Consider the following 21568-nt stretch of genomic DNA (forward strand, 5'->3'; position numbering starts at 1 on the left):
CCGCTGCTGACTGCGGTCGGGGGAAGGGACCGCACGGCCCGGCCCGGAGTTGCCGGGCGGGCCGCGGTTGAGCGTCAATCAGCCACGTTTCACGAGGAGTTCGGTGTTGCGGTCGCCCGGCTGCCCGGCCAGGTCGGTGCGGCCCTGCGGCTGATTGGCGGACAGCTCGCGGTAGAGCGAGGCCAGGCCGGTCTGCGAGAGGTCGTGGAAGTCCGTGCGGTGCGGGGCCGCGGACTCCACGAGAGTGGTGAAGAGCGACAGCGTCCCGTCGTGGTTGTCCACGACCTCGATGATGCGCGCGAGCTGCGGGAAGTCGATGTGGGAGGCGGTGGAGACCTCCCAGAAGCCGTCGTGCGCGGTGATGTCGTTCTTGTGGCTGTGGCCGTTGATCCAGGCCAGAACGTTGCGGTGGCCGGACAGCAGCCGTACGAGCTCGTCGCCCCCGTGGCGGCCCTCGTCGGGCCGGGCCGGGTCCGGCCGGGTGTTGTCCATGGTCTTGCTGGTGTGGTGGCTGAAGACCAGGACGTAGGAGTCCTTGTGCTCCTTCAACTGCCGCTCCAGCCAGCGGAGCTGGCCGGTGCCGACGGAGCCGGTGTAGTGGCCGCCGGGGTCGGTGGTGTCCAGACTGATGCCGATCACGTCGTCGGACACCTGGAAGGTGTAGTAGAGCTGGTCGTCGTGGACGTTGGCCTCGGTGAAGCCGTGGCCGTGCGGGCCCGCGCCGGTGTAGGCGGGGTCGAGGTGGGCGCGGACGTACTCGGCGCGGGTGAAGGGCGCCCGCCGCGGGTCCGGCGTCACCTGGCGGGTGTGCCGGCGGTTGGCCTGCATCAGCGCCTTGAAGTCGGCGCCGGTCGGGTCCAGGCCCTTCTTCACGGCCGCCCAGACCTGCTTCGCCTGGTCCGCCGGGAGCGTCTCCAGCTTGCGGTCGCCGGTCGCGATCTCCGTCCAGTACGAGTCGCCGGGCGCGTAGCAGCCGCCGGGCAGCTGATCGTGGTTGCCGACCGTGGTGTACCAGGGGATGTCCAGCCCGGGGCTGTGCACGGTGCGGAGTGCGGCGTCCAGGAAGCCGGGCAGCCGCGGGAAGCCGAGCTGCTTGTCGGCGTCCCGCAGGTCGCTGTCCGGCTGCCAGTACAGCTTCAGGCCGCTGTCCTGCACGCCTTCGTAGTGCCGCGGGTCGCCGGTGTTGGGGACGATGCGGCCGCCGCTCATCGCGCCCAGGAACCACTCCAGCTCGATCTTGGAGTTGTTGTCGGTGTTGTCGCCGGTCGTCATCACGAAGCCGAGCGGGGAGCCGGTGGCCGGGCCGCCCTTGAGCGCGTTGACCCGCTCGATGAGCGAGACCATGCCGGCCACGGACAGCGCCTCCTGCGGGCGCCAGGCGCTCGCGGTCTGCGCGCGCAGGTACTCGTACCGCAGCGGGCTCTGCACGTCGACCAGGTGCAGGTCGGTGAATTGCGCGAAGGACGCGAGGGTGGTGCGCCGCTCGTCCCGGCCGGAGCGGGCGGCGGCCAGCTCGGTACGGACGACACGGGACCAGGCGGGGCCGTCGCCGAGGCGGCGGTAGCCGGTGGTGCCGCGCGGGGCGGCGACGGAGTCGAGGGTGGTGCCGCGGCGGAACGGCACGGGCGGCACGGCCGGCGGGTCGACCGGCTGCGGCGCGAAGGGCGGGGGCCCGGCCTGGGGTGGCACGGCGGTGGCCGTCCGGCCGCTCAGTCCGAGGGTCAGTCCGGCCCCGGCGGCGGCGCCGGCCACTCCGGTGGCGGCGAGGAAGGTACGGCGGTCGAGGGTGGCGGCGGACCGAGTGCGGGACATGCGCGGACTCCCCGAGTGCGAACGCGGTGGTGTCGGGGCGGGCCGGCCGCCCCCTCACCGGGGATGGTTCGCACCGGGGATGGACTGTGCGTGAACATGACCACAACGGGCGCCGCCGATCTCTGCACAGGGATCATCAGGGCGCTCGGCGTGACGCGCCGGCCACCGGACGCTCGGAGATCCGGCGCCCGCGCTTCATGTGACGTTCACGTCATGGGGTACCGGGGAGCGGCCTCGGGCTCCGGCCGGTACTGGGGCCGCGTACGCAGGAGGTGCGCGTCACCACCAGTACAGCGGATACCGGCGGCCGCTCAGCCGGTGCAGGCACAGGCCCACCGTGGTCAGGATCACGGTGGCCGCCAGCAGCAGGGGCAGGAACCGCAGCGGGTCGGGCCCCTGGAAGCCGACGATCACGGACGTGGCGACGCCCGGCGAGTGCGGCGCGCGGGCCAGGGCGGTCGCGCCGAAGGCCAGCGCGCCGGCCGCGGCCGCGCTCCAGACGCCGGGTCCCGCGACGGCCACCACGACGAAGCCGGCGGTGGCGCCCAGCAGATGGCCGCCGATGACGCTGCGCGGCTGCGCGAGCGGCAGCGCCGGGGCGCCGGCGATCAGCGCGGCGCTGGCCGCCAGCGGCGGGATGAGCACCGGGTGCCGGACGAGCACCCCGGTCCCGGCCAGCAGCAGCAGCGCGAGCGCGATGGCGGTGGTCGCGGCCAGCAGGACGAGGGGGCGGGGGCGCGGCGGGGCGGACGAGCGCAGGGCGCGCGCGGCGCGGCCGGGCGCGGGAGCTTCGGCCTCCGGGGCGTCGGCGACGGGGGCAGGGGCGGTCACGGGAGCCTTTCCGGGGGCGGGCTACGCCCCGTTCAGTACCGGTACGTGCGTCTTTCGCGCCGGCACCTCGTTGTGACCTTCGCCTGTCTTCGCACTCTTCTTCGCCTGCGAGATTATGGGAGAGGAGTAGCTGCTCAGAAGTCCTTTGCCCCAGAGGCACACTCCTTGCCCCGCGCTCACTCCCTGAAACGGATTGGACAAGGCGACGGGTGTCACACGCATGATGGAGGGACTTCTGAGCAGGGTTTCCAGTCGGAAATCGTCGCCAGTTCCCTAGAAGGAGTGCCATGAGGATCGGAATCGTCGGAGCCACCGGCCAGGTCGGCGGTGTGATGCGAGGGATTCTCGCCGAGCGGAACTTCCCCGTGGAGCAGCTGCGGCTGTTCGCCTCGGCGCGGTCCGCCGGTCGTACGCTCCCGTGGCAGGACACCGAGATCACGGTCGAGGACGCGGCGACGGCCGACTACTCGGGCCTGGACATCGTCCTCTTCTCCGCGGGCGGCGCGACCGCCAAGGAGCTGGCGCCCAAGGTCGCGGCGGCCGGTCCGGTCGTGATCGACAACTCCTCCGCCCTCCGTCGTGACCCCGAGGTCCCCCTCGTGGTCTCCGAGGTGAACCCGCACGCGGCCGCGGACCGCCCCAAGGGCATCATCGCCAACCCGAACTGCACGACGATGGCCGCGATGCCGGTCCTGCGTCCGCTGCACGACGAGGCCGGCCTCACCGCCCTCGTCGTCGCCACCTACCAGGCGGTCTCCGGCTCCGGCCTCGCCGGTGTCGAGGAGCTGGACGAGCAGGCCCGCAAGGCCATCGACCAGGACGCGACCAAGCTGGCGCACGACGGCTCGTCGATCGACTTCCCCGAGCCGAACAAGTACGTCCGTCCCATCGCCTTCAACGTGCTCCCGATGGCCGGCTCCATCGTCGACGACGGCCTCAACGAGACCGACGAGGAGCAGAAGCTCCGCAACGAGAGCCGCAAGATCCTGGAGATCCCCGAGCTGAAGGTCTCCGGCACCTGCGTGCGCGTCCCGGTCTTCTCCGGCCACTCCCTCCAGGTCAACGCCCGCTTCGAGCGCCCGATCAGCCCCGAGCGGGCGACCGAGCTGCTGGCGGGCGCGCCGGGCGTCGCCCTCTCCGACGTGCCCACCCCGCTGGAGGCCGCCGGCCAGGACCCGTCCTACGTCGGCCGCATCCGCAAGGACGAGACGGTCGAGCACGGCCTGGCGCTCTTCCTCTCCAACGACAACCTCCGCAAGGGCGCGGCCCTCAACGCCGTCCAGATCGCGGAACTGGTCGCGGCGGAGCTGAAGGGCTGACGCCCGGCTTTTCCGACTGCGCGCGAGGCCCGTACGGATCTTCCGTACGGGCCTCGCGCCGTTTCGGCGTTCCGTCAGAGCGCCAGATGCCGCCGCATGGCGGTGTCGACCTCGGCCATTCGCTGCCGCGGGACCGCTCCGATGCGTCTCAGCAGACGCTCCGGGGCTATGGCGCGCACCTGCTCGCACTGCGCCTTGGAGTCCTTCACCAGCCCGCACTCGTCCGCCGGCAGCAGGGCCTGGAAGGGGTAGACCCGGGACGTGTTGGACGTCAACGGCACCACGGTGACCACTCCTCGGCCGGTCCGCTGCACTATCGCGTTGGCGCCATCATTGGAAACGATCACCGACGGACGCGCCTTGTTGGCCTCGCTGCCGCGCACCGGCTCGTAGTCGACCAGATAGATGTCACCGCGCCTCATCGCTCAGCCCGTCCCCCGAGAACCGGTCCCAGAACGCGGCATCGTCGCTCGCGTCCCATTCGGCGAACGCCGCCTCGTAATCGGCCTCCAGCTCGGCGGCGCGCAGCATCTCGATGGCGGCGTGTATCACGGCGGACCGCGACTCGGCCTCAGTTCTCGTGGCGTACTCGTCCACGAAAGCCACGTCCTCCTGCGGCAGGCTCACACTGATCTTCATGCCACCAATGCTACCTGGGTAGGAAGATCCTTACTACCCGAAATACCACTCGTCGTCCAGGGGTCCCGGCGTGGAAGGATGGCGGGAACGTCGCATGCAACGCCGTATACCGGAGGAGATGACCGCGTGCCTGGCACGAATCTGACCCGCGAAGAGGCGCAGGAGCGGGCGCGCCTGCTGACCGTCGACGCGTACGAGATCGATCTGGATCTGAGCGGCGCGCAGGAGGGGGGCGTTTTCCGGTCCGTGACCACGGTGCGTTTCGACGTGGCCGAGGACGGTGCGGATTCGTTCATCGATCTGGTGGCGCCGGCCGTGCACGAGGTCGTGCTGAACGGCGCTCCGCTGGACGCCGCCGCCGTGTTCCAGGACTCGCGGATCGCGCTGACGGGACTGCGGTCCGGGCGCAATGAGCTGAAGGTCGTGGCGGATTGCGCCTACACCAATACGGGTGAGGGGCTGCACCGCTTCGTCGACCCGGTGGACCAGCAGGCTTATCTGTACACGCAGTTCGAGGTGCCGGACGCGCGGCGGGTATTCGCGTCCTTCGAGCAGCCGGACCTCAAGGGCACGTTCCAGTTCACGGTGAAGGCACCCGAGGGCTGGACCGTCGTGTCGAATTCCCCGACGCCGGAGCCCAAGGACAACGTGTGGTCCTTCGAGCCGACGCCGCGGATCTCCAGCTACATCACCGCGCTGATCGTGGGCCCGTACCACGCCGTGCACAGCAGTTACGAGAAGGACGGGAAGCGGGTGCCGCTGGGCATTTACTGCCGGCCCTCGCTCGCCGAATTCCTGGACGCGGAGGAGATTTTCGCGGTCACCCGGCAGGGATTCGACTGGTTCCAGGAGAAGTTCGACTACGAGTACCCGTTCGCGAAGTACGACCAGCTCTTCGTGCCGGAGTTCAACGCGGGCGCGATGGAGAACGCGGGCGCGGTCACCATTCGCGACCAGTACGTGTTCCGGTCGAAGGTGACGGACGCGGCGTACGAGGTGCGCGCGGAGACCATTCTCCACGAGCTCGCACACATGTGGTTCGGCGATCTGGTCACCATGGAGTGGTGGAATGACCTCTGGCTGAACGAGTCGTTCGCGACGTACACGTCCATCGCCTGCCAGGCGTATGCGCCGGGGAGCAAGTGGCCGCATTCCTGGACCACGTTCGCGAATTCCATGAAGACCTGGGCGTACCGGCAGGACCAGCTGCCCAGCACGCACCCGATCATGGCGGAGATCCGCGATCTGGATGATGTGCTGGTCAATTTCGACGGCATCACGTACGCCAAGGGCGCGAGCGTGCTCAAGCAGCTCGTGGCGTATGTCGGGATGGATGAGTTCTTCCGCGGCGTGCAGCAGTACTTCAAGGCGCACGCGTACGGGAACACCCGGCTCTCCGACCTGCTCGGCGCGCTGGAGGAGACCTCGGGCCGGGACCTGAAGACCTGGTCGAAGAAGTGGCTGCAGACGGCCGGCATCAACATCCTCCGCCCGGAGGTCGAGACGGACGCGGCGGGCAACGTCACCTCCCTCGTCATCCGCCAGGAGGCCCCCGCGCTCCCCGAGGGCGCCACCGGCGAGCCCGTCCTGCGCCCGCACCGCATCGCGGTCGGCTGCTACGACCTCAGGGACGGCAAGCTGGTCCGCTCGGACCGGATCGAGCTGGACGTGGACGGCGAGCGCACCGAGGTGCCGTTCCCGGCGAACACCCCGCGCCCGGCGGTCATCCTGCTCAACGAGGACGACCTCTCGTACGCCAAGGTCCGCCTCGACGAGGAGTCGCTGAAGACCGTCACCGCGCACCTCGGCGACTTCTCCGAGTCGCTGCCGCGCGCGCTGTGCTGGGCCTCGGCCTGGGACATGACCCGGGACGGCGAGCTGGCCACCCGTGACTACCTGGAGCTGGTGCTCTCCGGCATCGGCAAGGAGTCCGACATCGGCGTGGTGCAGTCGCTGCACCGCCAGGTGAAGCTGGCGCTGGAGCTGTACGCGGCGCCGGAGTGGCGCGAGACCGGCCTCGCCAAGTGGACCGACGCCTGCCTCAAGCAGCTGCGCGCCGCCGAGTCCGGCAGCGACCACCAGCTCGCGTGGGCCCGCGCGTTCGCCGCGACGGCCCGTACGACCGCGCAGCTGGACCTCCTGCAGAACCTCCTCGACGGCACCGAGGAGATCACCGGCCTCGCCGTCGACACCGAGCTGCGCTGGGCGCTGCTGCAGCGGCTGGCCGCCACCGGCCGCGCGGACGAGAAGGCGATCGCGGCGGAGCTGGAGCGGGACCGGACCTCGGCGGGCGAGCGGTACGCGGCGACCGCCCGCGCGGCCCGCCCGACGGCCGAGGCCAAGGCCGAGGCCTGGGCGTCGGTGGTCGAGTCCGACAAGCTCCCGAACGCCGTGCAGGAGGCCGTCATCGGCGGCTTCGTCCAGACCGACCAGCGCGAGCTGCTGGCCCCGTACACCGGGAAGTACTTCGACGCGCTGAAGAGCGTGTGGGACGCGCGCAGCCACGAGATGGCGCAGCAGATCGCCGTCGGGCTGTACCCGTCGCTCCAGGTCTCGCAGGAGACCCTGGACGCGACGGACGCGTGGCTCGCCTCGGCGAGCCCGAGCGCGGCCCTGCGCCGCCTGGTCACGGAGAACCGGGCGGGCGTCGAGCGGGCCCTGAAGGCGCAGGCAGCCGACGCCGCTGCCGCGGCCTGAGCCGACATAGCGGGGTGCCCGTCCCCTGTGGCTGAGCGCGCAGTTCCCCGCGCCCCTTAAGGGGCGCGGGGAACTGCGCGAGCAACCGAGACGGCGGGACGGTCGCGCAGAAACGGATGGCGCCCCGGCGTCGGCGTGGTGGTACCGCCCGGCGTCGGCGCGCGAATCGCTGCCGTCCGCCGGACGAGTCGGTGCCGCCGGGCCGCTCCCCTCCGGCGGCCCGGCGGAAGGCGGAAGGTCAGCCGTTGAGCTCGTCGAAGCGACGGCCAAGCGCGGCGCGGCCCGCTTCGGTGAGGCTGCCGTGCACCCGCATGCGGGCGAGCCCACCGTCCGGGAACACGTCCAGCCGGACATGCGTGGCGGTCACCGCGGCCGGCAGCACGAAGCGATGCGGAGTATCCGGCTGCAGCTTCGTCTTCGGCAGGATCTCGAACCACGAGGACTCGTCCTCGGGCGTGCCGTCACAGCCGTAAAGCGCCGCCCAGCCCGCGGAGTTGCCCTTGAGGTACGCCGTGTCGATCTCGATCGCGCGGATCTCGCCCTGCGCGGCGAGGCGGAAGCGGACCCAGTCGTTGGTGCCCTTGACGCGGCGGCGGCGGTTCTCCCAGCCGTCGTCCATCTTGCGGGACAGGTCGGGCTGGATGATCTGGGTGGGCGAGGAGTAGAAGCGGTCCGAGGCGTCCTCGACCGCGCCGCCGTTCAGTACGGACGCCAGGTCGATGGTGCCCAGGACGTCCAGCCACGCCGGGTCGGCCACGACCTCGCCGTGCACGCGGAGCCGGGCTATGCCGCCGTCGGGGTGCTGCTTGAGGCGGAGGTGGGTGAAGCGGCGCTCGGCGGTGACCTCGAAGCCGTTGGCGGCGTGGCCGCGAACCGGCGTGCGGGGGACGATCTCCTCCCACTTCACGTCGTCGGCGAGCAGCTCCTCCGGGCTCGGGCTGCCCGGTACGGAGGTGGCCTCGACGGTGACCTGCTGCGGGTAGTTGCCGCGGAAGTGCGCGGTGTCGACGATGACGCCGCGGATCACGCCGGGGACGGCGAGGCGGATCAGCGCCCAGTCGTGCTCGTCGTCGGTCGGGAAGGGGTGGTCACCGTCGGCGCCGCGGCGGCGCCGGGTCTCCCAGCCGTCCATGATCTTGCCCTTGTGCCCGAAGTGCTCCGGGTCGAACACGGCGCGCTCGCGCTTCAGCAGGTTCTCCCGCTCGGCGAAGAACTCGTCGTTCGCGGCGATCACGCCGGCGCCGAAGCGGCGGTCGGCGAGGTCGACGAGCGAGGTGAAGGCGTAGTCCCCGTCGCGGTAGTCGGCGTAGGGGTCGCCACCGCCGTACGGGGCGGCGTCGTTGGCGTGCGGATCAGTGGAGGAGGCGGCCGGGGTGGTGGTCATCTCTGCCCTTCGTCGTCCGGTGGTGGGAGCGCCCGGAAGCGCTCACCACTGACCTTCGCAGAGGCGTTCGGGCAGGTCTATCGAAAGTTTCTGGAGTGGCCTTTAAGCAAACGCGAAAGGTTCGGATACGGGATGGACAGCCGGCTACTGGTCGGACAGTCCCGCCGCCACGTGCCGCAGCGCGGCCAGTACCTTCGCCATCCCCGGCGCGTCCTCAGCGCCCCGGCGCGCCGCCGCGATGACATGGCGGCGCGGCTGATCGGCGTGGAGCACCCGGACCGCCACCCCGGCCCCGCCCCGCTCCGGCCGCATCGCCATGCGCGGGACGAGCGCCACACCCATGCCCGCGGCGACCATCGCCAGGATCGCCGCCCAGTCGGCGGCCGCGTGCGCCTGCTCCGGTACGAATCCGGCGTTCTCGCAGGCCGTGGTGGTGATCTGGGACCACGGCCCGCTGCGCCCGAAGATCCATGGCTCGCCCGCGAGATCGGCCAGCCGCAGCCCCGGCTCGGCGGCCAGCGGGTGGCCGGCCGGCAGCGCCACGTCCAGCGGGTCGGCGAGCAGGGAGAGCCGGGCGAACTTGGGGTCGCGCGGGGTGGGCGCGTGCGCCGCGAGGGAGAGGGCGAGGTCCACGCTGCCCTCCGAGAGCAGCTCGTACGCCTCGGCCGCCTCGGCCTCCCGTACCCGGACGACCAGGCCCGGGTGGGTACGCCGCAGCTGCTCGACGGCCGGCACCACCAGTGCCGGAATCGCCGTGGAGAACGCGCCGACCTGCACCTCGCCGGCCTCGCCCTGCAAGTACCCGAGCAGCTCGGCGTCCGCCCGCTCCAGCTGCGCGAAGACCGCGTCGGCGTGCCGGAGGACGAGATGGGCCGCGTCGGTGAGGCGTACCCGACGGCCGTGCGCCTGGAGCAGGGTCACCCCGAGCTGCTTGGCGAGCCCCGTCAGCTGCTGCGAGACCGCCGAGGGCGTCATGTGCAGCGCCTCGGCGGTCGCGGTCACCGTGCCCAGCTCGCCGAGTGTGCGCAGGATGCGCAGCTTCTTGATGTCCCAGTCGGCCATGCGGGCAGCGTATGCGGTCACCGACCGGCTCTCCTCGGTACACCTGCGGCGAGCACCACGCCGCCCAGGATCAGCGCCATGCACAGGATCTGCACCGGGCCCGTGTGTTCGTCGAGCAGCAGGAGGGAGAGCAGGGCGACGCAGACCGGCTGGAGGTAGTAGACGGCGCCCGCGCGGGCCGCGCCGACCAGCGCGATGGCCTTGTTCCAGGTGAAGAAGGCCACCGCGGAGGAGAAGATCCCGACGTAGAGCAGCGGGCCGACCGTCCCGGGGCGCGGTGTGAAGCCGCCCTGCACGGCGAGGCTGACGGCGTACGCGGGCGCCAGCAGCAGCGTGCCGAACGCGAAGGTCGTGAAGAGGAAGGCCGGGCCGGTGATCTCCGCGGGCTTGCGGCGGACCAGTGCGCTGTACCCGGCGAAGCAGGCCATGGCGGCGAGCATCCACAGGCCGCCGGTGGAGAGGTCGAGCCGGAACACGGCCGTCGGGTCGCCCTTGCCGAGCAGGGTGAGCACGCCCGCGGTCGCGACCAGCATGCCGGCGGCGCGCCGTGCGCCGATCCGCTCACCGCCGCCTCCGAAGCGCCCGAAGAGCACCATCAGCGTCGGCGACGCGGCCATGATCATGCCCATGGTGCCGGCGGGGGTGGTCAGTCCGGCCTGGTTGACCAGCGTGTTGTAGACGGTCACGCCGAGCAGCGAGGCGAGCGTCAGAAAGCGCCAGTGGCGGCGGAGCAGCGCGCGCTGCCGCCAGACCTGCGGGAGCGTCACCGGTGCCACGGCGAGCAGCGCGATCACCCACCGCCAGAACGCGGCCTGTACGGGCGGGACGCTGTCGTGCAGCGCCCGGGACGTGACGAAGCTGCCGGACCAGACGACGGTGGCGGTCAGTGCCAGCGCGAGGCCGGTGAGCGCGGCGCGCCGGGCGGCGGTGGGGCGTACGGACCGGGCTTCGTTCCCGGTCCGTACGGCTGCTTCGTTCTCCAGGACTGTCACGGCTTCCCTTCGGTCGGTGCGATCGCACCTACCGTGACAGCCCGATACTCATCAGGTCCATCGAATGTTCCTGACGATTCCTTTCAGGAGAAGTGAAAGGATGGGCTCAGCCCTGGCGGGCCGCCTTGCGGGCCTCGCGGGCCGCCAGCCGCTCGTCGAACTTGCGGGCCTGGTCGTCCAGACCGCCCATGAAGAGCCCCAGCTCCTCCTGCGCCTTCAGGCCCTCCGGGCCCAGGCCGCTGATCTCCAGGACCTTCAGGAAGCGCAGCACCGGCTGGATCACGTCGTCGTGGTGGATCCGCAGGTTGTAGATCCCGCCGATCGCCATCCGGGCCGCGGCCCGCTCGAAACCGGGCATGCCGTGTCCGGGCATCCGGAAGTTCACGACGACGTCGCGTACGGCGCACATGGTCTGATCGGGGGCCAGCTCGAACGCCGAGCCGAGGAGGTTGCGGTAGAAGACCATGTGCAGGTTCTCGTCCGTGGCGATACGGGCGAGCATCCGGTCACAGACCGGGTCGCCGGAGTGCCGTCCGGTGTTCCGGTGCGAGATGCGGGTCGCCAGCTCCTGGAAGGCCACGTACGCCACGGAGTGCAGCATGCTGTGGTTGTTGTCGGACTCGAAGCCCTCTTCCATGTGCGCCATGCGGAAACGTTCGAGCTGGACCGGGTCGACGGCACGGCTGGTCAGCAGGTAGTCCCGCATGACGATGCCGTGCCGGCCCTCCTCGGCCGTCCAGCGGTGCACCCAGGTGCCCCACGCGCCGTCCCGTCCGAAGAGGGTCGCGATCTCGTGGTGGTAGCTGGGGAGGTTGTCCTCGGTGAGCAGGTTCACGACCAGGGCGGTGCGGCCGATGTCGGTGACCTTGGACTGCTCGGGCGCCCAGGGCTCACCGCCCATCACGCCGTCGAAGTTCCGCCCGTCGCTCCAGGGCACGTACTCGTGCGGCATCCACTCCTTGGCTATCGCCAGGTGGCGGTTGAGTTCCTTCTCGACGACCTCTTCGAGCGCGTAAAGGAGCTGAGCGTCACTCCAGGCGGTCTGGCCGCGCTCTCCGTCTTGGTGGGCGGGGGCGTTGGTCATACGGGGGTCTCCTGGGGACGTGGAGAAAACCTTACGGAACCGTAGGTTACGGCATCGTAGGTTAGTTCTCCGTCAAGACGCATCGCCAGAGCATTCGGGTGAATCGGCGGAAAATGGACCTGCAGAACACGACAAAAGGCGCCGAACGGTTCGTACGAACCGTTCGGCGCCTTGCAGTCTGTGGTGGTGAGCCCGGAGGCCGGGGGGTCAGCTCTTCTGGGTCTTGCGGGACTTGTCGCCCACCATGACCAGGCCGGCGATGACCAGGAAGAGGACGATGGGCAGCGCCACGTAGAGGCCGAGCGTCTCGACAACGCTCAGGCCCGGACCCGGGTCGTCACCGTCGTCGCGGGTGAGCGCGAAAGCAGGGGACGACATCAGCAGCATCAGCGCGGTACCGGCGGTGATCGTTCCGGCGCGCAGGGCGTGGTTCTTGACCTTGTTGCTCACGTACCTCAACGTATCGGACGCCCGTACGGCCCGCGCGCCCGGGGTGCCCTAACGGCTGACCTCTCCGCTGACCTCGCCGTCCGGTACGGCCTCGAACTCGCGCATGAGCGCCCGCAGCCGGGGCGACTCCATGATCTCTTCCAGCGTCATCGGCCGGCCGTCCGGCGCCGCGACCGGCAGCCGCCAGTTGGGGTACTCCACCGACGTACCGGGGAGGTTCTGCGGCCGCCGGTCGCCCACCGCGTCCGGCAGCCACACGCCGACCATCCGGGCCGGGGCCCGCAGCAGGAAGCGGTGCAGCGCCGCGACCGCGGCCTCCTCGTCGGCCGCGGCGTCCCCGGTGGCCGCGCCCTCCGGCAGCAGCCCCAGCGCGACCAGCCACTCCAGCCACGTGGCGACCTCGGCGGCCTCGGCGGCCCGCGCCTCCTCCAGGGAGCCGTCCAGCAGGCCGATGCGGTGCCGCAGCTCCGTGTGCTCGCCGGTCAGCCGCCCGGCCGTGCTGGGCAGGTCGTGCGTGGTCACGGTCGCCAGGCAGTCCGCGCGCCAGTCCTGCGGCGGCAGCGGCGGCTGCCCCTCGGCGGTCCAGTCGCGCTCGAACCACAGGACGGACGTCCCGAGGACGCCGCGCCCCTCCAGCGCCTCGCGCACCCCGTTCTCGACCGTCCCCAGGTCCTCGCCGATGACCGTGGTGCCGGCCCGCGCCGCCTCCAGCGCCAGTACGGAGAGCATCGCCTCGGCGTCGTACCGGACGTAAGCGCCCTCCGTGGGCGGCCGGCCCTCCGGAATCCACCACAGCCGGAACAGGCCCATCACATGATCGATGCGGAGCGCGCCCGCGTGCCGCAGCAGGCCGCGCAGCAGCGCGCGGAAGGCCGCGTACCCGGTCCGCGCGAGCGTGTCGGGGCGCCACGGCGGCAGGCCCCAGTCCTGGCCGCGCGAGTTGAAGGCGTCCGGCGGCGCGCCGACGGACATGCCGGCCGCGAAGGCGTCCTGCCGGGCCCAGGTGTCGGCCCCCGCCGGATGGACGCCGACGGCCAGGTCGTGGACCAGCCCGATGCTCATGCCCGCGTCGCGCGCGGCGCGCTGCGCGGCGCCGAGCTGCTCGTCGGTGAGCCAGGCGGCCCTGCGGTGGAAGTCGACTCGGTCGGCCAGGGCGCGCCGCATCCGCTCCGTACGGGCCGAGCGCGGGTCGCGCAGCCCGTCGGGCCACTTGCGCCAGTCCGGGCCGTGCTCCTCGGCCAGCGCGTACCAGGTGGCGTGGTCCTCCAGGTCGCGGCCCTGGACGGCGCGGAAGGCGTCGTACGCGGCCTGCCGGGACGTGCTCAGCGGCACGGTCCGCAGCAGCTCCAGCGCTTCCTTCTTCAGCTCCCAGACCGCGTCCCGGTCGATCAGCGCACCGTTCTTCAGGACGGCGTCCCGCAGCGCGGCGGCCCTCCCGGCCAGCTCGTCGGCCCGCTGCCGGGCCGCGTCGGAGAGCTGCCCGTATTCGGGCACGTCCGCGATCCGCAGATGTACGGGGTCGGGGAAGCGGCGCGAGGAGGGGCGGTACGGGGAGGGGTCGGTCGGCGGTCCCGGTACGGCCGCGTGCAACGGGTTCAGCTGCACGAAGTCCGCGCCGAGCGTCCGCCCGGACCAGTCGGCGAGCCGGGCCAGGTCGCCGAGGTCGCCCATGCCCCAGGAGCTCTGGGAGAGCAGGGAGTAGAGCTGGACCATGAAGCCGTGGGCGCGGCCGGACGCCGGGGGCATCCGGTCCGGCGCCACGACGAGGTGGGAGTGCGCGGAGCGGCCCTCGGGGGAGTAGGCGCGCAGCAGGTGCACGCCGGGCGGCAGCGGCGCCGCGCGCCCGCCAGGCACCAGGCCCCAGTCCAGCGTCCGCCCGTCCTCGGTGTCGACGCACAGCGTCGTGCCGCCGGGCAGCCCCGCCAGGTCCGGCGGGCGGCCCTCACGGGTGACGAGGGTGGGCGGGAGGAGGGCACGGGCGGGGCCGTACTCGTACGCGTCCAGTGCGTCGCGGACGGCCTGCGGCGTGGAGGCGTCGACCCCCAGCGCGGCGAGCACGGATACGACCGTGTCCTCGGGTACGTGGACGGTGCGGCCCGGCGCGGGCTCGTAGGACGTGGTGACGCCGTGCAGCCGGGCGAGCCGCGCTCGGCCCATCAGACCTCCATGGGCTCCGTGCCGTAGCCGGCGGCGGGCTCACTGGTGAGCGGCAGCCCGGCGGCGATGGGGGTCTCGCTGGTGAGGGGGGTGGTGTCGGCGAGCGGGGGCTCGCTGGTCAAAGGGGGCTCGGAGAAGGTGAACGAGCCGCATCCGTCCAAGCCGCAGTCCGGGTCGGAGACCCCTGCCAGCAGATCCGGCTCGGTCGGTTTGGAGAGGGCGTCGAGAAGAAGCTGAGCGGACGGAGCCACGAGGGCCTCCCGTTCGTCGAGAGTAGGACACGAGGGCCTTACCCAATCCATGCCGTCGCAGACGTATCCGGTCGCTAAACGTGCGCCACCTCACACCCTCGCTCTGACGAACGATTTCGCGGCGTGGGCCGGTCCCCCACGCAGGAGATACCGACTAATCGGACATCATAGCGAAACTCCTGCGGCATTTCCCGCGGACTCGCACCCCCGCGTGTCCCGCCCGTCACACAGGGCAAAGGGGGGCACTTCGGTAACCGTCGTTGACACCTCGACCCCCGAGTGGTGGGCTCACAGCCAATGGCGGCCGCTCCGCCGACCGACCACATGGAGCGGGCCCGGCCAGAGGCCGCAGACCGACGGGGAACGAGGAGAGGCCGTGCGATTCCGGGGCGCCGGCGCCAGTAAACGGAACGGTGCCGGGTCCGGCGCCAGGGTGGCAGGCACGACGGCACTGGCCGCCGCCGTCATAGGGGGACTCTTCGGCGGCGTACCGGCCGCCCAGGCCGCGCCCGACGAACCGGCCGTCGGCGCGCCCGATCAGGCCGCCGACGCGGGAGAGACGCCCGCCGTCTGGCCGCGCCCGCAGTCGCTGCGCTCCCTCGGTACCGCCGTGCCACTGGGCACCACCGCCACCGTCGTCACCGACGGGGACACCGACCCGTACGCCATGGAGGCGCTGCTCAAACTGCTGCGCGGCGCCGGGGTCCGCACGGTCCACGAGGCGGAGCCCGGTGCGCCGCTGCCGTCCGACGGGCCGCTGATCCGCGTCGGCGGGCGGCAGGCGGCCGACGCGCTGCGCGCCCTGCACGCCCCGGCCCGCGGCACGGACCTGCCCTCCGGCGGCTACCGTCTCGCCACCGGCCAGGTCGCGGGCCGCGCCACGGTCGCCATGGAGGGCGCGGGCCCCGACGGCCTCTTCCACGCCGTGCAGACCCTGCGGCAGCTCGTCACGCGCGGCGAGGACGGCGCACCCCGGATCGCCTCCGTCGCCGTGCGCGACTGGCCCGGCACCGCGGTCCGCGGCACGACCGAGGGGTTCTTCGGCGCCCCCTGGTCCCAGGCCGAGCGCCTCGCCCAGCTCGACTTCATGGGCCGTACGAAGCAGAACCGCTACCTCTACGCGGCCGGCGACGACCCCTACCGCCAGGCCCGCTGGCGCGAGCCGTACCCGGCGGCCCAGCGCGCCTACTTCCGCGAGCTGGCCGAGCGGGCCCGCGCCAACCACGTCACGCTGGGCTGGGCCCTCTCCCCCGGCCAGTCCCTGTGCATGTCCTCCGAGGAGGACCTGAAGGCCCTCAAGCGCAAGGTCGACGCGATGTGGGCGCTGGGCGTGCGCAGCTTCCAGCTCCAGTTCCAGGACGTCAGCTACAGCGAGTGGCACTGCGACGCCGACCGGGACGCCTTCGGCAGCGGCCCGGAGGCGGCGGCGCGCGCCCAGGCGAAGGTCGCCGGCGCCCTCGCGGCCCACCTCGCCGACCGCCACCCCGGCGCGGCACCGCTGTCGCTGATGCCGACCGAGTACTACCAGGACGGCTCGACGGCGTACCGCGAGGCGCTGGCGGCCGCGCTCCCGGACCGGGTGGACGTGGCCTGGACCGGCGTCGGCGTCGTGCCGCGCACCATCACCGGCGGCGAACTGGCCAAGGCCCGCGAGGTGTTCGGGCACCGCCTGATCACGATGGACAACTACCCGGTCAACGACTACGCGCAGGACCGGATCTTCCTCGGCCCGTACACCGGGCGCGAGCCCGCCGTCGCCACCGGCTCCGCCGCCCTCCTGGCCAACGCCATGGAACAGCCCACGGCCTCCCGCATCCCCCTCTTCACCGCCGCCGACTACGCCTGGAACCCGCGCGAGTACCGCCCCCAGGAGTCCTGGGAGGCGGCCCTCGACGACCTGGCGGCGGACCAGGCGGACCAGGCGGGCGGCGGGGCCGGCGCGTCCGCCACGGACGCGGACCGGGACCGCCTGGCCCGCATCCGCGCCGCGCTGCACGCCCTCGCCGGCAACGACGCCTCCTCCGTCCTGCACACCGGCGAATCGGGCTACCTCCGCCCCCTCATCGACCGCTTCTGGAAGACCCGCGCCGCCGCGATCGACAGCGGCGACCCGGCCCGCGACAAGGAGTACGCCAAGGCCGCGGCCGCCCTCCGCGCGGCGTTCACCACGATGAGCGAGACGCCCGAGCGGCTGACCGGCGGCCTCGCCACCGAGGTACGCCCCTGGTCCGCGCAGCTCGCACGGTACGGGCGGGCCGGCGTGCAGGCCATCGACATGCTGCGCGCCCAGGCCCGCGGCGACGGCGCGGCCGCGTGGCGGGCCCAGCGCGCGGCGGAGGACCTCCGCGAGGACATCGGCAAGCGGTCGGCGACGGTCGGCAAGGGCGTGCTCGGCCCGTTCCTGGACCGGGCGCTGCGCGAGTCCGACGCCTGGACGGGCGCCGCCTCCGACGCCCCGGAGCCGCACGAGGCCGCCCACGCGACGTCCCTGACCGTGCCCTTCGCGCGCACCCGCACGCTCACCGCGGTCACCGCGCTCACCGACCCCTCCCCGGACGGCGCGCGCGCCTCGGTGGAGGCCCGCGTCCCGGGCAAGGGCTGGCAGCGCCTCGGCCGCCTCGCCGCCTCCGGCTGGACCCAGACCGCCGCCCACGGGCTGCGCGCCGACGCGGTCCGGCTCCGCTGGGGCCACGACGACCCGGCGCCCTCGGTGACGTCCCTCACCCCCTGGTTCGACGACACGGCACCGGCCGGCCTGGAGCTCTCCCGCAAGGAGGTCGACGCCGAGCCGGGCGGCACGGTCGACGTCGACGTCCGCCTCTTCTCCCGGCGCCCCGCCGACGTCCCCGGACGGCTGCGCGTCCAGGCCCCCAAGGGCTTCGCCGTGCACGCCCCCGACCGCCTCACCGCGCCGCGCGGCGGCACCGCGACCGCCCGCGTCCGGCTCGCCGTCCCGAAGACCGCGGGCTCCGCCACGTACGAGATCCCGGTCACCTTCGGTGACGAGCGGCAGACCCTGACCGTCCGTACGTTCCCGCCCACCGGCGGCAAGGACCTGGCCCGCGGCGCGGTGGCGGTTTCGTCGGGCGACGAAACCGCCGACTTTCCGGCCTCGGCGGCCACGGACGGGGACCCGAAGACTCGCTGGTCGTCCCCGGCGGAGGACAACGCCTGGCTCCGGTTCGAGCTGGCCCGGCCGGTCCGGCTCGGGCGCGTGGTCCTGCACTGGCAGGACGCGTATGCGGCGCGCTATCGCGTGCAGGTGTCCCCTGACGGGCGCACGTGGCGCACGGCGGCCACGGTGCGGGACGGGAAGGGCGGCCGTGAATCGGTCCGGATGGACGAGAAGGACGTCCGTTACGTCCGCGTCCAGGGCGAGGAGCGGGCGACCCGGTACGGGTACTCCCTGTGGGGTGTGGAGGCTTACGCGGTCTCGCCGTAGGGCGGACTCCCGGCGGGCGGGTGCGACCACGTCGTGGCTGGTCGCGCAGTTCCCCGCGCCCCTTCAGGGCGCGCCCCGTAAGGGGCGCGGGGAACTGCGCGAGCAACCCACCACGGTGGGTCACCCGGCCGACGGCCGAAGCCCCCCACGGCGGCAGCCCGGCGGCGGGTGGCCGGGGCTCGCCCAGGAGACGCGAATGGCCCGGATCTACGCGGAAACCGCGTCAATACGGGCCATCGCATCCTCCGCGCCATACGGCTGCAGATATGGCAGCCAGCGCGGATCCCTATGCCCCGTGCCGATGATCCGCCAGGCGAGGCCCGACGGCGGCGCGGGCTGATGCCGCAACCGCCAGCCGATCTCGGCGACGTGCCGGTCGGCCTTCACGTGATTGCACCGGCGACACGCGGCGACCACGTTTTCCCAGGTGTGCTGCCCGCCACGGCTGCGCGGGATCACGTGGTCGACGCTGGTTGCGACGCCACCGCAGTACGCACACCGGCCGCCGTCGCGCGCGAAGAGCGCACGGCGGGTCAGGGGAACGGGGCCTCGAAAGGGCACCCGGACGAAACGCTTGAGACGGACCACACTGGGCGCGGGCATCGCGCGGGTCGCACTGTGCATCAGGGCGCCGGAATCCTCGAGGCTGACGGCCTTCTCATTGAGGACGAGGATGAGCGCGCGGCGGAGCGGTACGACGCCGAGCGGCTCGTACGACGCGTTGAGGACCAGGACATGCGGCACGGGTGCCTCCTTGTACGCCGGCGGCGCGTGGCTCGCGCCGGGACGATCTCCCCACAGTGTCCCCCGGTGCCTGGTCGGAGCGCCACCATGACCAGGTAACGGGTCGGAGGTGTTTTCGACCACACTTCTTTACTGCCCAGCATTTCGGCCCGCGCTACTCGAACAGCGGCGCGGACTGCCCGCGTTGCCCCGTTAGTGTGGTTGGTCTGCCCGACGTGCGGTGCGTGCCGCCCGGGTCTGCTGTCCCACACGGAAGGTCCTTGCTGTGTACTGGTCCGCTTCTCCGGTCGCCGCCGCGCCGCCGGATCCGTCCTCCATATCCGAGGCCACGGAGAAGGCCACCGACGCCGCCGGCTGGGTGCAGGAGAACTGGCAGAGCTGGCTCAGCGCCGGTCTGCGCATCATCCTGATCATCGTCATCGCGCTCGTCCTGCGGTCGCTCGTGCGCCGCGCGATCACCAAGTTCGTCGAGCGGATGAACCGCTCCGCGGGAGCCGCGCGCAACGGCGCGCTGGGCGGTCTGCTGGTGAACGCCGAGCGCCGCCGCCAGCGCTCCGAGGCCATCGGTTCGGTCCTCCGCAGCGTCGCGTCTTTCGTGATTCTCGGCACAGCGGCCCTGACGGTTCTCTCCGTCCTCAACATCAACCTCGCCCCGCTGCTGGCCAGCGCGGGTGTGGCGGGCGTCGCAATCGGCTTCGGCGCCCGCAACCTCGTCACGGACTTCCTCTCCGGCGTCTTCATGATCCTGGAGGACCAGTACGGCGTCGGCGACACCATCGACGCGGGCGTCGCCTCCGGCGAGGTCATCGAGGTCGGGCTGCGGGTCACGAAGCTGCGCGGCGCCGACGGCGAGATCTGGTACGTACGCAACGGCGAGGTCAAGCGCATCGGGAACCTCAGCCAGGGCTGGGCCACGGCCAGCGTCGACGTCCAGCTCCGCGCGAGCGAGGACCTGGACCGCGTCCGCGAGGTGATCACTCAGGCGGGCGAGGAGATGGCCAAGTCCGAGCCGTGGAACGAGCGCCTGTGGGAGCCGGTCGAGGTGCTCGGCCTCAGCGAGGTCTTCCTCGAGTCGATGACGATCACGGTCTCTGCCAAGACGATGCCGGGCAAGTCCTTCGCCGTCGAACGCGAACTCCGCTGGCGTATCAAGAAGGCCCTGGACGCGGCGGGCATCCGCATCGTCGGCAACGAGCCGCTGCCGCCGGAGGAGGGCGAAACCGCCGACCCCACGGCCGCCGTCGCCGCGCCGTCCGCCTTCGCGAACCCCCTCTCCCCCCAGTCGGTCGCCAGCAACCCGGTCACGCCGCCGCCGAACATGAGCAAGTAACGCCACGCCCGTACACCGTTGGCCCGCTCCCCCGCCTCACAGGGGGAGCGGGCCAATTGCGTGCGACCCATTGACGGCCCACGCACGGGGACTTACCTTCCTGGAAAGCTGATTGGAAACTTTCTTAACAGATCAGTTTCCGTACAGATCGGTTTCCCTCACAGATGGCGGGTTCGGACATGGCGGGGACGCCTCGGGTGCTGCGGGCGATGAACGACCGGGCCGCGCTGGAACTGCTCGTGGCGCACGGGCCGTTGACGCGCACCCGGATCGGGGAGCTCACCGGGCTGTCCAAGCCCACCGCTTCCCAGCTGCTGGGGCGGCTGGAGGCCGCCGGGCTGGTGCGGACGACCGGGAACGTGACCGGACGGCCCGGGCCCAGCGCGCAGCTGTACGAGGTGAATCCGGCGGCGGCGTACGTGGCCGCGCTGTCCGTGGACCCGGCCGGGGTGACCGCGGTCGTCGCGGACATCACCGGTGCGGTGGTCGGGGAAGAGCGGGTCGCGGCCGACGCCGTCGTCGCCGAGGGCGCCGGAAGTGTCACCGCGCGAGTGGTGGTCGCCGCCGTGGACGGAGCACTGGAGAAGGCCGGGCTGGGCCGGGGGGAGCTGCACGGGGTCGTCATCGGGACGCCGGGCGCGCTGGACCCGCGTACCGGCGAGCTGCGGTACGCGCCGCACCTGCCCGGCTGGCACTCGCGGTCGCTGCTGGGCGAGTTGGGGGACGCGCTGGGCGCACCGGTCGTCATCGAGAACGACGTCAATCTCGCGGCGCTGGCCGAGCAGTACGACGGGTCGGCGCAGGACCACGACGACTTCGTACTGGTGTGGGTCGACGAGGGGGTCGGCGCGGCGATCGTGCTCGGCGGGACGCTGCTGCGCGGGGCGACCGGCGGGGCCGGGGAGATCGGGTACATGCCGCTGCCCGGCGCGCCGCTCGCGCGGGGCGGGCCGGCCGCGGCGGCCGCGCCGGACGCGGGCGGCGGCTTCCAGAGCCTGGTGGGGCAGCCCGCCGTGTTCGGGATCGCCCGCGGCCTGGGGCTGGAGCCGGCCGATGTCACCGAGGCGCTCGCGGACCCGGGCGTCGTGGACGAGGTGGCGCGCCGGCTGGCGACGGGCCTGGCCGCCGTGGTCGCGGTGGTCGATCCCGAGCTGGTGGTGCTGTCGGGGACCGTCGCGCAGGCGGGCGGCGAGCGGCTGCGCGCACGGGTAGAGGAGGAGCTGACCGGCCTCGCGCTCCCCCGCCCGCAGCTGCGGATCAGCGACATCGAGGGCGACCCGATCCTGACGGGCGCCCTGCGGACGGCCCTCGTGCAGGCGCGGGACGCCGTTTTCGACACAGGCTGAAGAACAACCCACTCTCACAGGGGTCGAG

The 21568-nt window shown here is 72.3% G+C and carries 17 protein-coding genes; 5 read left to right on the forward strand and 12 right to left on the reverse strand.

The genetic code is table 11. From position 1 onward, the window contains the following. Window positions 1–78: 78 nt before the first annotated feature. Together IF04_RS0101810 and IF04_RS0101815 are read right to left on the reverse strand one after the other, a co-directional pair. On the reverse strand, window positions 79–1812 hold the full coding sequence (locus IF04_RS0101810) for a TIGR03767 family metallophosphoesterase (RefSeq protein ID WP_030249743.1): 1734 nt from the start codon (window positions 1810–1812) through the stop codon (window positions 79–81). Between the two features lie 279 nt (window positions 1813–2091). Next, the gene (locus IF04_RS0101815; protein ID WP_030249746.1) at window positions 2092–2643 is read right to left on the reverse strand and encodes an HPP family protein; all 552 of its coding nucleotides are present in this window, start codon (window positions 2641–2643) and stop codon (window positions 2092–2094) included. A 287-nt stretch (window positions 2644–2930) separates the two neighbouring features. Here IF04_RS0101815 and IF04_RS0101820 point away from each other — a divergent pair, with 287 nt between their 5' ends. Continuing rightward, window positions 2931–3962: an aspartate-semialdehyde dehydrogenase gene (locus IF04_RS0101820; RefSeq protein WP_030249749.1), complete on the forward strand. Its 1032-nt coding sequence runs from the start codon at window positions 2931–2933 to the stop codon at window positions 3960–3962. Window positions 3963–4036: 74 nt separating this feature from the next. Here IF04_RS0101820 and IF04_RS0101825 read toward each other — a convergent pair whose 3' ends face one another. Further along, entirely contained in the window at window positions 4037–4384 is a 348-nt protein-coding gene (locus IF04_RS0101825; protein WP_030249753.1) for a type II toxin-antitoxin system PemK/MazF family toxin, read from the reverse strand. Beyond that, window positions 4371–4601 carry a ribbon-helix-helix domain-containing protein gene (locus tag IF04_RS0101830; RefSeq protein WP_030249754.1) on the reverse strand — a complete coding sequence of 77 codons (231 nt, stop codon included), beginning with the start codon at window positions 4599–4601 and terminating at the stop codon, window positions 4371–4373. Before IF04_RS0101830 ends, IF04_RS0101825 begins: the two co-directional genes overlap by 14 nt. A 126-nt stretch (window positions 4602–4727) precedes the next feature. Between IF04_RS0101830 and pepN the strand changes: the two genes are divergently transcribed. Next, the gene (gene pepN, locus IF04_RS0101835; RefSeq protein WP_030249757.1) at window positions 4728–7298 is read left to right on the forward strand and encodes an aminopeptidase N; all 2571 of its coding nucleotides are present in this window, start codon (window positions 4728–4730) and stop codon (window positions 7296–7298) included. Between the two features lie 238 nt (window positions 7299–7536). On the opposite strand, the gene alc is transcribed toward pepN, so the two are convergent. From alc to IF04_RS0101870, 7 genes are all read right to left on the reverse strand, one after another. Then, complete coding sequence (gene alc, locus IF04_RS0101840; RefSeq protein ID WP_030249760.1) at window positions 7537–8682, reverse strand: allantoicase; 1146 nt, start codon at window positions 8680–8682, stop codon at window positions 7537–7539. A 144-nt stretch (window positions 8683–8826) separates the two neighbouring features. After that, a complete protein-coding gene (locus IF04_RS0101845; RefSeq protein WP_030249762.1) occupies window positions 8827–9744 on the reverse strand; it encodes a LysR family transcriptional regulator in 918 nt (305 codons plus the stop codon). Between the two features lie 17 nt (window positions 9745–9761). Further along, window positions 9762–10727, reverse strand: coding sequence for a DMT family transporter (locus tag IF04_RS0101850; RefSeq protein ID WP_425428356.1), 966 nt, complete (start codon window positions 10725–10727; stop codon window positions 9762–9764). 115 nt (window positions 10728–10842) lie between these two features. Further along, a complete protein-coding gene (locus IF04_RS0101855; RefSeq protein WP_030249768.1) occupies window positions 10843–11820 on the reverse strand; it encodes an acyl-ACP desaturase in 978 nt (325 codons plus the stop codon). 207 nt (window positions 11821–12027) lie between these two features. Then, window positions 12028–12270, reverse strand: a complete 243-nt coding sequence (locus IF04_RS0101860; RefSeq protein ID WP_030249771.1) for a hypothetical protein — start codon at window positions 12268–12270, stop codon at window positions 12028–12030. A gap of 48 nt (window positions 12271–12318) precedes the next feature. Then, window positions 12319–14427 carry a 4-alpha-glucanotransferase gene (gene malQ / locus IF04_RS0101865; RefSeq protein ID WP_030249774.1) on the reverse strand — a complete coding sequence of 703 codons (2109 nt, stop codon included), beginning with the start codon at window positions 14425–14427 and terminating at the stop codon, window positions 12319–12321. Further along, a complete protein-coding gene (locus IF04_RS0101870; protein ID WP_030249777.1) occupies window positions 14427–14678 on the reverse strand; it encodes a hypothetical protein in 252 nt (83 codons plus the stop codon). The genes malQ and IF04_RS0101870 overlap by 1 nt, the downstream gene beginning before the upstream one ends. A gap of 433 nt (window positions 14679–15111) precedes the next feature. Between IF04_RS0101870 and IF04_RS0101875 the strand changes: the two genes are divergently transcribed. Next, window positions 15112–18120 (forward strand): glycoside hydrolase family 84 protein, encoded by a 3009-nt coding sequence (locus IF04_RS0101875; RefSeq protein WP_030249780.1) that lies wholly within the window; start codon window positions 15112–15114, stop codon window positions 18118–18120. 207 nt (window positions 18121–18327) lie between these two features. On the opposite strand, the gene IF04_RS0101880 is transcribed toward IF04_RS0101875, so the two are convergent. Next, window positions 18328–18864 carry an HNH endonuclease gene (locus IF04_RS0101880; RefSeq protein WP_030249782.1) on the reverse strand — a complete coding sequence of 179 codons (537 nt, stop codon included), beginning with the start codon at window positions 18862–18864 and terminating at the stop codon, window positions 18328–18330. Window positions 18865–19129: 265 nt separating this feature from the next. Between IF04_RS0101880 and IF04_RS0101885 the strand changes: the two genes are divergently transcribed. Further along, window positions 19130–20194: a mechanosensitive ion channel family protein gene (locus IF04_RS0101885; protein ID WP_030249785.1), complete on the forward strand. Its 1065-nt coding sequence runs from the start codon at window positions 19130–19132 to the stop codon at window positions 20192–20194. 179 nt (window positions 20195–20373) lie between these two features. Beyond that, window positions 20374–21540, forward strand: a complete 1167-nt coding sequence (locus tag IF04_RS0101890) for an ROK family transcriptional regulator (RefSeq protein ID WP_245654239.1) — start codon at window positions 20374–20376, stop codon at window positions 21538–21540. Window positions 21541–21568: the final 28 nt, after the last annotated feature.

The organism is Streptomyces violens (assembly GCF_000717745.1).
Lineage (GTDB): Bacteria > Actinomycetota > Actinomycetes > Streptomycetales > Streptomycetaceae > Streptomyces > Streptomyces violens.